Below are 12,427 nucleotides of genomic sequence, written 5' to 3'. Positions count from 1 at the left end.
GGCTACGGCTGGATCCGCTCGATGACCACGACGGGGATCTCCCTCGGCGCCTTTTGCTGGTAGCCGGTGTAGTGCCGCCAGATCCCGGTCATCGTCTCCCACAGGCGGGGCCGTTCGTCGGCGTCCGCCGGGCGGGCCTCGGCGTCGAACACCTCGGCGCCGACCTGCACGCTGATCTGCGGCTGGGCGAGCAGGTTGTGGAACCAGAGCGGGTGGTCGTCGGCGCCGCCGTTGGAGGCGACCACCAGGTAGCGGTCGCCGTCGCGGCCGTAGATGAGAGCGGTACGGCGGGGGAGACCTGAACGGCGGCCGGTCGTGGTGATCAGCAGGGTGGGCGCGCCCTGGTAGAGGTGGCCCCGGGTGCCGCCGGACTCGACGTAGCTCTTGACGTGCTTGGCCACCCACCCGGCCGGGCTGTCGGTCGGCTCCTGGCTCATCGGGCCGCTCCGTGCAGTCGGCCGGCCCGCCGGAACGGGGAGGCGGCCGTCGCCACGGGGAGTGCGGCTGTCGTCATGCGCATGGGGCTCCCTGGAATGATCAAAAAGGTGAATATCGCACTATGACACACCCCTCGACCATCGGGCCGGTACGGGATCGCCCGGGTCACCATTGGGCGGCCGCTGGATCGCCCGGATTGCGTCCGCTTCGCCGCCGGACAGCAGCCGGATCGCATCCCCATCGCGTCCGGGCCGCCGCCGGATCGCGCCTGGGTCAACCTGAGTGGCCGCGGGAGGGGAAGGCGTCGTTGACGATGCGGCCGATCCGGGACAACGCCTCCAGCCCGCCGCCGAAGCGGTTGCGCATCACCGCCACCGCCACGCCCGAGTCGATGTCGGCGTAGGCCGCCGAATCGTTCATCCCGACCATGCCGAACGTCGATCCCGATCGGGCCGCGCCGTCCCCCGGACGGTAGGTGCTGAAGCCGAACGCCCAGGTGGTCGGGAACCCCATGACCTCGTCCATGCCCTCGTACTGCACCGCCGCCATGGCCCCCAGGCGCGCCGGCGAGACGAGCCGGACGCCCTCGACGTCGCCGAGCAGGGCCGCGTACACGCGGGCCACGCCGCGCGCGGTCATCGTGCCGGCCGCGTAGACGTCGGCGGAGAGGACGTCCGCCCGGTTGGCATAGGCGGCGTCGGACCGGATGCCGGGCGGAATCGCGCGATCGGCAGGGGATCCCGGCTCCGGCTCCGCGGGCGGCGGGCCGATCGGCGGTTCCTGGAGGGCCACCCGGTCCAGCAGCGGCTCGGGAACCCCGAAGTGCACCTCGTCCTCGACCCCGAGCGGACGGGTGACGGCCTCGCGCAGCCACCACGACAGGGTTCGTCCCGTGGCCCGCCGTACGGTCTCGCCGAGCAGGAAGCCGAACGTCTGCGCGTGGTAGCCGAAGCGGGTGCCGGGCTTCCACCAGGGCTCGGCCTTGGCGAGCACCGCGCACATGTGCTCCCAGTCGCACAGATCCTCGACCGTCGTGTCGTACGGCGGGGCGGGGACACCGGCGGTGTGCAGCAGGATGTGGCGGAGCGTCACCCCGTCCTTGCCGTGGACGCCGAACTCCGGCCAGACCTCGGCCACCCGCAGGTCGTACGCGAGCTCCCCGCGCTCGACGAGCACGTGAGCCACCGCCGAGGCCACGCCCTTGGCCGTGGAAGCCGCGTAGAACAGCGTGCTGGACTCCACCGGGGACTCCCGGCGGGCGCTTGCCGAGCTGCCGTCCCCGCGGCGAGCACCGGCCGGACTGCCGTCCCCGTGCCGGGTGTCGGCCGGCCCGCCGTGCCCATGGCGGGTGCTGGTCGGCCCGCCGTGCCCGTGGTGGGTGGCGGCACGGCCGGCGGTCACGTCCGCCACCATCCGGCCGTGCCGCGTCACCGCGACCTGCAGCCCCGCTTCCGCGCCGCTCGCCACCAGGTCGTCGGCCGCCGCCTGCAGGCGCTCGCGCATCTCGTCAGCACTCATGGCCCGCCGATCACCGCCCGCTCGCTCACTTCGTACGCACGGCCAAAGGGTACGCCGCCAAGGTCGTCAGCGCGCTCTGCGTCACCTTGACGCCATCCATCTGAAAATCGAAAGACCAGTTCAAGGGCATGATGCCAATGGGCATGGCGTTCGGCCGCTTGCATTGACGCCATCATGACGTCATAGTGGCGTCATGGACCTTGCGCCCTATGTCGACCATCTCCGCCGCGAGCTGGCCGTCGCCGCCGGGGCTGGCGGCGAGGAAGCCCGCGCGCTGGCCGAGCGTCTCGCCGCCACGCTCGAGTCGGCCACCCGGCTCGCCCTGCTGGAAGCGTTGTCGGCGGCGGCGGACGAGATCACCCGCGACCTCGCACCCGGTTCCGTCGAGGTACGCCTGCGCGGACGCGACCCCGGCTTCGTCGTGACGCCACCACCGGCCGGCCAGTTCGAGACCGCAAGCGCCGAGACGCCTGCCCCGCCGCCTCAGCCGGACGCCGACGAGGGCGGGACCTCGCGGATCTCGCTCCGCGTCCCCGAACACCTCAAGCCGCGCATCGAGGAGGCGGCGGCCCGTGACGGGCTCTCGGTCAACGCCTGGCTCGTCCGCGCCGTCTCCGCCGCACTCGGACCCGGCGACGCCGGCCGCCGTTCGGACCAGCGCGCGGAACCCCGGACCGGGCAGCGCTTCACCGGCTGGGTCCACTGACCCAGAAGCCGGGCGTACAGCCGACAAACCCCGAAGCCGGGCGTACGGCCGACAAGCCAGCGCACCGACGAGCAGACGCGTACAGCCGACAAGCCCCCCCGCCGACGAGCCAGGCGCGAGACGGCCGTCAGCCCCCGCGCCCGAATATCCCGCTGACCAGAACGCCATTCAGAAAGCCGAGATGAGGGGACCGCCATGCCGACGTTCGTCACCCCCGAGCCCATCGCCGCCATCATCGACCTCGCCAGCGCCAAGGTCCGGATCAACGCGAGCGACCGCACCGACACGGTCGTCGAGGTGCGCCCCAGCGACCAGTTCGACGACACCGACGTGCACGCCGCCGAGCGCACCCAGATCGAGTACACCGATGGAACCCTGCTGGTGAAGGCGCCCACCGAGCGGACCATCCCACCGGTGCGGGGCGGCCCGCTCGACCTGCTGGTCGAGGGGCCGATGAAGTGGGCGCGCTCGCTGCTCGGCTGGGGCGGCTCGGTCACCGTGACGATCGACCTGCCGGCCGGATCCCATGTCGAGGCGAACGCGGCGGCGGACTTCCGCTGCAGGGGCCGTCTGGGCGAGGTGAAGTTCACGACGTCCTACGGCGACGTCCAGCTCGACCAGACCGACCGGCTGCGGCTCAAGACGGGGTCCGGCGACATCAGGGTGGCCAAGGCCACCGGGCACGCCGACGTCACCACCTCCAACGGCAACATACGGATCGGCGAGATCGACGGCACCGCCGTGGTGAAGACCTCCAACGGCGACCTCAGCCTCGGAGACGTGACCGGTGACCTGCGGCTGAACACCGCGTACGGCGACATCACCGTCGGCCGCGCCCTGGCCGGAGTAGCCGCCAAGACCGCGTACGGCAGCGTCCGGATCGGCGAGGTCGTGTCGGGCTCGGTCGTCATGGAGACCTCGGGCGGCGCGCTGGACCTCGGGATCCGCGAAGGCAGCGCCGCCTGGCTGGACGTCAGCTCCACGTACGGCACCGTGGACGTCTCCCTGGACACCTGCGACGGCCCCGCCCACTCCGACCAGACCGTCGAGGTACGCGCCCACACCTCGTACGGCGACATCGTGATCCACCGCTCCTAGAAGTTCCAGAAACCACAGAGGAGAGCTCATATGCCACCGGCAATCGAAGCGGAAGGCCTGGTCAAGAAGTACGGCGACGTGGTGGCCCTCGACGGGATGGATCTGTCGGTCCCCGAGGGCACCGTGTTCGGCCTGCTCGGCCCCAACGGCGCGGGAAAGACCACGACCGTCCGCATCCTGACCACCCTGTTACTGCCGGACGCCGGCCGGGCCACGGTCGCGGGCTTCGACGTCGTACGCGACGCCCGCCCGCTGCGCTCCCGCATGGGGGCCTCCGGCCAGTACGCCGCCGTCGACGACCACCTCACCGGCGCCGAGAACCTGGAGATGGTCGGCCGCCTCTACCACCTGGGCGTCAAACGCAGCAAGGAACGCGCCCGCGAGCTGCTCGAACGCTTCGACCTCACCGAGGCGGGCGACCGTCCAGTGCGGGGCTACTCGGGAGGCATGCGCCGCCGGCTCGACCTGGCGGGTGCTCTGGTCGCCGATCCGCCGGTGCTGTTCCTGGACGAGCCCACGACCGGGCTGGACCCCAGAGCCCGCGCGAGCCTGTGGGACGTCATCGCCGAGCTGGTCAAGAACGGCACGACCGTGCTGCTCACCACCCAGTACATGGAGGAGGCCGACCGGCTGGCCGACCGGATCGCGGTGGTCGACCACGGCCGGGTGATCGCCCTCGGCACCGCCGACGAGCTCAAGGGCCAGGTCGGCGGCGACCGCATCGAGGTGACGGTGACGAGCGCGGCGGACCTGGAGAGCGCCCGGCGGATGCTGGCGCCCCTGGCCACCGACGGCATCCAGACCGACGCCGCCGGGTTCCGGGTGACGATCCCGGTCAGCGACGGTGCGGCCTCGCTCACCTGGGCGCTGAGCCACCTGGCCGCAGAACGGATCGCCGTACGCGACGCGGGGCTGCGGCGGCCCACCCTGGACGACGTGTTCCTCACCCTGACCGGGCACGAGGCGAGCGAGCTGATCAAGGAGAACGCCCGATGAACACCCTCCAGCTGGCGATCGCCGACGGCATGACGATCACCAAACGCAACGCACTCAAGATCAAGCGAGCGCCTGACCTGCTGGGCGGGGTGATCACGCTCCCGATCGTGTTCGTGCTGCTGTTCGCGTACGTCTTCGGCAGCATGATCGACGTGCCCGGCATGTCGTACCAGGAGTTCCTGCTGCCGGGGATCTTCGTCCAGACGATCGTCACCAGCGCGCAGATCACCGGCTACACGCTCACGCAGGACCTGCAGAAGGGCATCTTCGACCGGTTCCGCACGCTGCCGATGTCCCCGTCGGCGGTGCTCGTCGGCCAGACGGTCAGCGACGTGATCATGAACGTGACCAGCATCGTCACCATGGCGCTCGTCGGGCTGCTGGTCGGCTGGCGGATCCACTCCGCGCCCCACGAGGCCGTGCTCGGCTTCCTGCTGCTGTTGCTGTTCGCGTACGCCTTCTCCTGGGTGACGGCGACGGTCGCGCTGACCCTGCGCACGCCCGAGGTGTTCAACAACATCGCCACCGTCGTCTCGATGCCGCTGGTGTTCCTGTCGAACGCGTTCGTGGACACGTCCCAGCTGCCCGGCCCGCTCAAGCTGATCGCCGAATGGAACCCCGTCTCCACGCTGGTCCAGGCCGTGCGCGAGCTGTTCGGCAACACCAACCCCGCCATGCCCGTGCCGAGCGCGTGGCCACTCCAGCACGCGGTCCCGGCCGCGCTGCTCTGGTCGGCGCTGCTGCTCGTGGTGTTCATGCCGCTGGCCACCCGGCTCTACCAGCGGACGGTCAGCCGATGACGACAATCAAGCACTGGACGAACCTCGTACGGGTCTCCGACACCAACGCCGATCTCATACGCGTCTCCGACACGGACCTCATTCGCGTCTCCGACACGGAACGCGAAACGGCCGTCCAGCGGCTCCAGCAGGCGTTCGCCGACGGCCGGCTCACCTCCGGCGAGATGGAGGCGCGCCTCGAACTGGCGCTCACCGCCACCTCCCGCGGCGACCTGAAGCCCGCCTTCGCGGGCCTGACCGAAGAGGCCGTCCGGCTCACCACCACGGGCGCGCGCATCGAGCGCTCGGGGGAGTGGCGGGTCCCGCGCATCCTGCGGATCGACTCCGAGTACGGCGGCGTACGGCTCGACCTGTCGCGGGCCGTGATCGACCATCCGGAGATCGACATCGAGCTCCGGCTCGCGTACGGCTCCGCCACGATCATCCTCCCGCCCGGCGCGAGCGCGAACGCCGACGGCACACGTACCGAATGGGGCCGTGTGACCTGCACGGCGTCGCAGCGCACGCGCCCGGGACGGCCACACATCCGGGTCACCGGCGAGCTGGGCTACGGCCGCCTGAAGATCAAGCAGGCGAACACCTGGCGCAGAGCCGCCCGCTGACCGAACCCGCCCGCACTACGATCTCAGACCGTGCTACCTTTCTCCAAAAGCGAGAAAGGTAGGGGTCATGAGGGAAGCCGATCCGGTGGCGACCGCCACGACGTTCGTGGACCTGGCCCGTGAGGGCCGCTTCACGGAGATGGTGGAGCTGTTCGCGCCCTCGCTGCGCGCCCAGGTGCCGGCGGAGGCGCTGCGCGCGGCCTGGTCCGCCGAGCTGGCCGCGAACGGGCCCGTTTCCACCGCAGGACAGCCGGTCGGCGACGGGGCGGCACGGGTGAGCGTCCTGGTGGGGTGCGAGCGCGGGGAGTTCACGGTGGTCATGCCGGTCGACGAGGCGGGCCTGCTGACCGGGTTGCAGTTCGTGCGCGCGGGCGCCCCGCAGTGGGAGCCGCCTCCCTACGCCGGCCCCGCCGGTTTCGAGGAGCGGGAGGTCACGGTCGGCGACGGCCCGCTCGCCGTGCCGGGGACGCTGACCCTGCCGCGCGGGGACGGCCGGCGGCCCGCCGTGGTGCTGCTCGCCGGCGGCGGGCCGTTCGACCGCGACGCCACCACCGGCGCGAACAAGCCGCTGAAGGACCTGGCCTGGGGGCTGGCCGGGCGCGGAGTGGCGGTGCTCAGGTTCGACAAGGTGACCCACGCCCACGCCGCCCAGGTGGCGAAGGCCCAGGACTTCACCATGGGCGACGAGTACGTCCCGCACGCCGTCGCCGCGATCCGCCTGCTCCAGCGCGAGCCGGGCGTGGACCCGGAGCGGGTGTTCGTGCTCGGCCACAGCATGGGCGGCAAAGTGGCCCCCCGTGTCGCGGTCGCCGAGAAGTCGCTGGCGGGCCTGGTGATCCTGGCGGGCGACACCCAGCCGATGCATCGGGCCGCCGTCCGCGTCGTCCGCCATCTCGCCGCGCTGGACCCCGGCCCGGCCGCCGACGCCGCCGTCGAGACGATCATCCGGCAGGCGGCCGTGGTCGACGGCCCCGGCCTGTCGCCCGCGACGCCGGCGGCGGACCTGCCGTTCGGCTTCTCCGGCGCGTACTGGCTCGACCTGCGCGGCTACGACCCCGTCGCGACCGCGGCGACCATCCCCCAGCCGATGCTCATCCTCCAGGGCGGCCGCGACTACCAGGTGACCGTCGAGCACGATCTGGCCGGCTGGCGGAAGGGCCTGGCCGACCGGCCCGGCGTCACGATCCGCGTGTACGACGCGGACGACCACCTGTTCTTCCCCGGCACCGGACCGTCCACGCCGGCCGGATACGGCCCGCCCCAGCACGTCGATCCGGCCGTCATCACGGACGTCGCCGAGTGGCTGACGGCGGTTCGGGCATCCGGCGACTGATCCGCATTCTTCCGGCCGGCCAGGCCGCGGCCGGATAGGCGAGCAGGCCGCTGAAGACGACGACGGTGAAAGCGTGATCCAGCCGCAGCATCCCGGCGACCCACCAGATCACCAGCAGGAACGCGCCCGCCAGCACGGCGACGGGCCACGCCGGCCGTACCCGCAAGAGGTGGAGCAGCGGCCACGCCAGGACGATCGCCACCCACCGCCCGACATCCCACGCCTCGGCGAGAAAACCGATGCATCCGGTGTACTCCCCGCAGTGGTGGGAGTCGGGAAAGAATCGGGTCATCAGCGCCGCCCACGCGAACAGGCCGACGGGAAGGATGATCCCGGCTACGGCGGCGGGCAGGAGCCGCGGGCTCGGGTTCTCGCCGGACGACACGATCATCCATGAATGGTGACATGCCGGCATCGCCCCCGCCAGAGGCTAACCGGGGCTGCTGAACGTGCGGCGATAGGTGTGCGGGCTGACGCCGGTGGTGCGCTTGAAGCGATCCCGGAAGGCGGTGGGCGAGCCGAAGCCGACCTGGGCGCCGATGCGCTCGACGGAGTGCCGGGTGGTCTCCAGCAGGTGCTGCGCCTGGCGGACGCGGGCGCGGTGCAGCCACTGGAGCGGCGTGGTGCCGGTCTGCTCGCGGAAGCGGCGCATCAGCGTACGGGTGCTGACCCCGGCGTGCGCGGCGATCTCGTCGAGGGTGAGCTCGCGGGCGAGGTTGTCGCGCAGCCAGTCGAGCACGGGCTCCAGGACGACGCCTTTCGGGCTGGGCGTGTGATCGTGGACGATGAACTGCGCCTGCCCGCCCTCACGCTCCAGCGGCATCACCGACAGGCGCGCGGCGTCGGCGGCCACGGCCGAGCCGTAGTCGCGGCGGATCAGGTGCAGGCACAGGTCGAGCCCGGCCGCCGCGCCCGCGGAGGTGAGGATCTGGCCGTTGTCGACGTACAGCACGCCGGGGTCGACGTCGATGTCCGGGTAGGCGGCGGCGAGCCGGGGCGCGGCGAGCCAGTGGGTGGTCGCGCGCAGGCCGTCGAGCAGCCCGGTGGCCGCCAGCAGGAAGGTGCCCGAGCAGATGGAGGCGATACGGGTGCCCGCGGCGGCGGCCTCGCGCAGTGCCGCGCCGACGCCGGGCGGGAGGGGCACCGTGGGGTCGGCGGTGCCGGGCACGATGACGGTGTCCGCGCCCTTGAGCCCGTCCAGCCCCCAGGGCGCGCGCAGCACGAAGGCGCCGGCGTCGATCTCCGGCTCCGCCGCGCAGACGCGGATCTGGTAGCCGGGCCGCCCGTCCGGCAGGCGGGTGCGGGTGAACACCTCGATCGGCGTGGCCAGATCGAACGGGATCACCTGCGGGAGCGCGAGGACGGCGACGGTGTGCATGTCCAGAACATACCCGTCCGCCGAGCACCCGCCCATGCTCGCCGGCACGCATCTGAGCAGGTCGCTTACCTCTAACAGCGGATGGCGATATTCCGTTGAACACCGTCACTAATGCCACTGGGCCGCGCCGCTCCGGCCCGGCTACCGTCGAGGCGAATCAGGCGCTCGACCATCGGAGGACCACCGCATGCACGCTCAGATCGTTCTGTTCGACGGCTTCGACCCGCTCGACGTCATCGCCCCCTTCGAGGTGTTGCACGCCGGTGGCGCCGCCTCCGCGGGGGCGGTCAGCGTGGAGCTCGTCTCGGCCGAGGGGCCGCGGGAGGTGATCAGCGGTACGGGTGGCCTGGCACTGCGCGCCACCGCGGCCCTCGACCCGGGCCGCCCGGGACTGGTCCTCGTCCCCGGCGCCGCCGGCCGTGTCAGCGAGGACCCGGGCGCCGATGGGGACGAGCACGTCTCCGTCCTGCTGGGCCGTACCCTCTCCACCGCTCTGCCCGGGCTGCTGAAGGCGGCGATGGCCGACCCGCGCGTGACGGTCGCCACGGTGTGCGGCGGCTCGCTCGTGCTGGCCATGGCCGGGCTGCTGGAGGGCCGGTGCGCGACCACCAACCACCTGGGCCTGGACGTGCTGGGCGCCACGGGCGCCCACGCGGTACGCGCCCGCGTCGTGGACGACGGCGACCTGGTCACCGGCGCCGGCATCACCTCCGGCCTCGACCTGAGCCTCTACCTGCTGGAACGCGAGATCGGCCCGCAGATCGCCCATGCGGTCGAGGGACTGTTCGCCCACGAGCGCCGCGGCACCGTCTGGCGCAGCCACGGCCCGGCCCCCGCCGCCCTGTGACCCTCCCCGTCAGGCCAGGCCAGGCCAGGCCAGGCCAGGCCAGGCCGGGGCGGGTCGGTCCAGGTCGGGTCAGGTCGGGTCAGGTCAGGAAGTCGCGGTCGTGGTCGTGGTCGGCGACGGGGTGGCGTCGGAAGGGGTGGGTGATGAGGTCGGCGGCTGGCCGGGCCGGTGCCGGCGGCCACCGTCGCCGCGCCAGCCCTGCTCATCCCCTTGTCCATCGCGCTGCCCGTAGCCGCGCCCCTCGCGCAGGGTCGTGTCGCGGATCCTGACGGCCGTGGCCGTCCCGCCGTCCACCTTCGCCATGACCGTGACCTTCTGGCCGGCCTTCAGCGTGTCGACCCCATCGCCGCCACGGTTGATCCGGGTGTCGGCGTTGACCGCGTACTCCTTCGTGTAGCCGTCCTCGCTCTTGACCGTGATCGAGTCCTGGTCCACCGCCGTGACGTCGCCGTACTGGGTGGCGACGGTCACGTACGTGCCCTCGCCGTCGGGCACGACGAACTCGCCGTGGAGCGCGGGGCCGCCGAGGCCGAGCTTGCGGCCCCAGCCGCGATCCTGCCCCGGTGTCCGCTCGGAAGGGGTCGCGGACGGGCTGGCCGTGTCACTCACCGTCGGCGTGGGCGACGGCGAGGGGGAGAACACCGCGGCGGCGGCGACGCCCGCCCCCGTGACCACGACCAGCGCGGTGGTGGCCACGAGCAGCAGAGAACGGGGGAGGCGGCGCCTGGGCGGTTCGTTCGTCAGTGTTTCCTCGGTGCTGAATCCGTCCGGCCCAGGGATCATCTCGTCCTCCCGAAAGGTATACAACGCCACAACTGTGCACCGAGCGGGCTAAGACCTCTGTAAACGCAGCGTCTTACGGGGCGGTCAGCGCCGCGTCGAGGGCCGCGCCGTTGCGGTCGAGCCAGGCCTCGCGCCGCTTGATCTGGTCGCCGACGCCCTCGTCCCACATCCGCGCCCACCCGCCGCCCTGCTCCTCGGCCATCCGCTTCATCGAGAACCACGCCCGCCGCGTCCGCAGCACGCCCACCTCGACGAGCCGGGAGCGGTCGGTGCCGGACATCCCGTAGGCGTCGGCGAGGATCCGGCAGCGGCGCGGCACGTCCACCTCGCGCAGCAGCGGATCGGCGTCCACCGGGTCGCCCACGGGCGCCCAGTAGAGCATCGCGTTGAAGACCTCGTCCACCCGGGTGACCGGCTTCGCGATGTCGAAGTCGATCAGCGCGGCCGCCGCGCCGTCCCTGAACACGATGTTGTCGGGTGTGTAGTCCATGTGCCCCACCAGCTCCGGCGGGTAGGGCGGCGCGGGCGGCATGCCGGGCGTCTCGGAGGGCCCGTAGGCCGGGCGTACGCCCTCGGGCGGCACGAAGCTCGCGGCGGCGTCGTCGTACGCGCGCACGAGCCGCCCCACCGAGGCCAGCCGCCCTTCGTCGGCGAGCCACGCCGGCCGCGGCCGGCCCGCGACCTCCCCATGGACGAACGTCAGCACCTCGCGCCCGGCCGCGTCGAAGCCCAGGAACCGCGGAGCGCCCGCGAACCCGATCGCCTCCAGATGGTGCAGCAGCGCATGGACGAGCGGGGCGTTGGGGCCGGCGGTGCGGCGCACGGTCTCGCCCGCACGCACGACCCCCTCGGTGACGTCACCGCCGAGCAGCGGGATCTCGGTCTGGGGTCCGGGCGGTTCGACGTACGTGGCGGAGTCCATGTGTCCCTTTGGGTAGCGGGCCGGGCGGATCATGATAGCGGCGGCGAGCTTCGGGCAGGTGGGGCTTTCAGCTCGTTATCAACGCACCGCGAGCGTAAAGGGCACATTCACGCCGCTATCCTCCGCGCTTGGCATGATCAACTCCCCGAACGCGGGAGTGTGCGTGAACACGCGGAGAACGACCGGTCGCCTGGCCTTGATCAGGTCCATGGTGGCGGCTCTGCTACTGGGCCTGACGCCCCCGGTGACGGCGGCGGCGCCGCGGTTCGCCGTGCCGAGCGGCCCAGCCGGGACGTTCTCCGTGGCCGTGGCGGCGGAGTCCGTCACCCTGAGCCTGGAGGGGGACAAGTACGACTGGGAGGAGATGCGCCGGAACCTCGAGGAGACGCAGAACCGCAACCCGCGTCTCAGCGACACCTTCCGCCAGGACTTCCAGGACAATCCGCACGGCATGGAGGGAGGCGGCGAGGACTTCGACAACTGGCCCGACTTCCACGGGCAACTGTCGATGACGAGCACCGGCATCGCGCTGCGCTTCGCCGACCTCAACGGGGACGGGCGCGACGACATCCTGCGGGTCAGCGCGGAGGGCGCGGTCCACGTGTACCAGAACCGGTGGCACCCCGGAGGCGGCACCGGCAACGCGGAGCCTCGTACTGGCCGCTGTGGCTCAACTGGGCCGGCGGCCCCCGGGGCTCGTCGCTGGCGGCCGTCCGGTTCGCCGACGGTGACGGTGAGGGCGCGGCCGACTACCTGCAGGTCAGCGTCGAGGGCGCGGTGCATGCCTTCCTCAACCGCGGTGGCGGGGGCAACGGCAGCTTCGAGGCCCGGTACGACTGGGCCCACGCGTCCGACTACCCGCGGGAGTACGTCGAGTTCGCCGACATCAGCGGTGACGGCAAAGCTGACTACCTGGTCGTCTACAACGGCGGCGCGGTCCGCGCCTGGCTGAACCGCGGCGGCAACTAGAAACCGGCGAGTGCGGCCCGGCAGCCTCCGGGCCGTA

14 protein-coding genes are annotated in these 12,427 nt (G+C 72.1%); 8 read left to right on the top strand and 6 right to left on the bottom strand.

All coding sequences use genetic code 11. The features are described from left to right. Positions 1–2 precede the first annotated feature (2 nt). Entirely contained in the window at positions 3–437 is a 435-nt protein-coding gene (locus ABEA43_RS45655; protein ID WP_345572324.1) for a nitroreductase family deazaflavin-dependent oxidoreductase, read from the bottom strand. Between the two features lie 274 nt (positions 438–711). After that, a complete protein-coding gene (locus ABEA43_RS45650) occupies positions 712–1,956 on the bottom strand; it encodes a serine hydrolase domain-containing protein (RefSeq protein WP_345572323.1) in 1,245 nt (414 codons plus the stop codon). 193 nt (positions 1,957–2,149) lie between these two features. Here ABEA43_RS45650 and ABEA43_RS45645 point away from each other — a divergent pair, with 193 nt between their 5' ends. The 6 genes from ABEA43_RS45645 (at position 2,150) to ABEA43_RS45620 (ending at position 7,491) form a co-directional block, all read left to right on the top strand. Beyond that, the gene (locus tag ABEA43_RS45645; RefSeq protein ID WP_345572322.1) at positions 2,150–2,662 is read left to right on the top strand and encodes a toxin-antitoxin system HicB family antitoxin; all 513 of its coding nucleotides are present in this window, start codon (positions 2,150–2,152) and stop codon (positions 2,660–2,662) included. 195 nt (positions 2,663–2,857) lie between these two features. Then, entirely contained in the window at positions 2,858–3,760 is a 903-nt protein-coding gene (locus ABEA43_RS45640) for a DUF4097 family beta strand repeat-containing protein (RefSeq protein ID WP_345572321.1), read from the top strand. A gap of 30 nt (positions 3,761–3,790) precedes the next feature. Beyond that, positions 3,791–4,756, top strand: a complete 966-nt coding sequence (locus ABEA43_RS45635) for an ATP-binding cassette domain-containing protein (RefSeq protein ID WP_345572320.1) — start codon at positions 3,791–3,793, stop codon at positions 4,754–4,756. Continuing rightward, positions 4,753–5,556 carry an ABC transporter permease gene (locus ABEA43_RS45630; protein ID WP_345572319.1) on the top strand — a complete coding sequence of 268 codons (804 nt, stop codon included), beginning with the start codon at positions 4,753–4,755 and terminating at the stop codon, positions 5,554–5,556. The genes ABEA43_RS45635 and ABEA43_RS45630 overlap by 4 nt, the downstream gene beginning before the upstream one ends. Beyond that, the gene (locus ABEA43_RS45625; protein ID WP_345572318.1) at positions 5,553–6,158 is read left to right on the top strand and encodes a DUF1707 SHOCT-like domain-containing protein; all 606 of its coding nucleotides are present in this window, start codon (positions 5,553–5,555) and stop codon (positions 6,156–6,158) included. The genes ABEA43_RS45630 and ABEA43_RS45625 overlap by 4 nt, the downstream gene beginning before the upstream one ends. 67 nt (positions 6,159–6,225) lie before the next feature. After that, the gene (locus ABEA43_RS45620; RefSeq protein ID WP_345572317.1) at positions 6,226–7,491 is read left to right on the top strand and encodes an alpha/beta hydrolase; all 1,266 of its coding nucleotides are present in this window, start codon (positions 6,226–6,228) and stop codon (positions 7,489–7,491) included. Here ABEA43_RS45620 and ABEA43_RS45615 read toward each other — a convergent pair. Both ABEA43_RS45615 and ABEA43_RS45610 read right to left on the bottom strand, forming a co-directional pair. Beyond that, positions 7,442–7,882, bottom strand: a complete 441-nt coding sequence (locus ABEA43_RS45615) for a hypothetical protein (protein WP_345572316.1) — start codon at positions 7,880–7,882, stop codon at positions 7,442–7,444. The two genes, ABEA43_RS45620 and ABEA43_RS45615, sit on opposite strands and share 50 nt — an antisense overlap. Before the next feature lie 39 nt (positions 7,883–7,921). After that, positions 7,922–8,869 (bottom strand): GlxA family transcriptional regulator, encoded by a 948-nt coding sequence (locus tag ABEA43_RS45610; protein WP_345572315.1) that lies wholly within the window; start codon positions 8,867–8,869, stop codon positions 7,922–7,924. Between the two features lie 187 nt (positions 8,870–9,056). Here ABEA43_RS45610 and ABEA43_RS45605 point away from each other — a divergent pair, with 187 nt between their 5' ends. Beyond that, complete coding sequence (locus ABEA43_RS45605) at positions 9,057–9,716, top strand: DJ-1/PfpI family protein (protein ID WP_345572314.1); 660 nt, start codon at positions 9,057–9,059, stop codon at positions 9,714–9,716. An 84-nt stretch (positions 9,717–9,800) separates the two neighbouring features. Here the strand turns inward: ABEA43_RS45605 and ABEA43_RS45600 are convergent, their stop codons facing one another. Together ABEA43_RS45600 and ABEA43_RS45595 are read right to left on the bottom strand one after the other, a co-directional pair. Then, positions 9,801–10,499 carry a DUF5666 domain-containing protein gene (locus ABEA43_RS45600; RefSeq protein ID WP_345572313.1) on the bottom strand — a complete coding sequence of 233 codons (699 nt, stop codon included), beginning with the start codon at positions 10,497–10,499 and terminating at the stop codon, positions 9,801–9,803. Between the two features lie 73 nt (positions 10,500–10,572). Beyond that, entirely contained in the window at positions 10,573–11,421 is an 849-nt protein-coding gene (locus tag ABEA43_RS45595) for an aminoglycoside phosphotransferase/kinase family protein (protein WP_345572312.1), read from the bottom strand. A gap of 615 nt (positions 11,422–12,036) precedes the next feature. Here ABEA43_RS45595 and ABEA43_RS45590 point away from each other — a divergent pair. Beyond that, positions 12,037–12,390 (top strand): FG-GAP repeat domain-containing protein, encoded by a 354-nt coding sequence (locus ABEA43_RS45590; RefSeq protein ID WP_345572311.1) that lies wholly within the window; start codon positions 12,037–12,039, stop codon positions 12,388–12,390. Positions 12,391–12,427: the final 37 nt, after the last annotated feature.

Source organism: Nonomuraea rosea (assembly GCF_039539705.1).
GTDB lineage: Bacteria > Actinomycetota > Actinomycetes > Streptosporangiales > Streptosporangiaceae > Nonomuraea > Nonomuraea rosea.
This window is presented reverse-complemented; position numbering and strand designations above follow the sequence as displayed.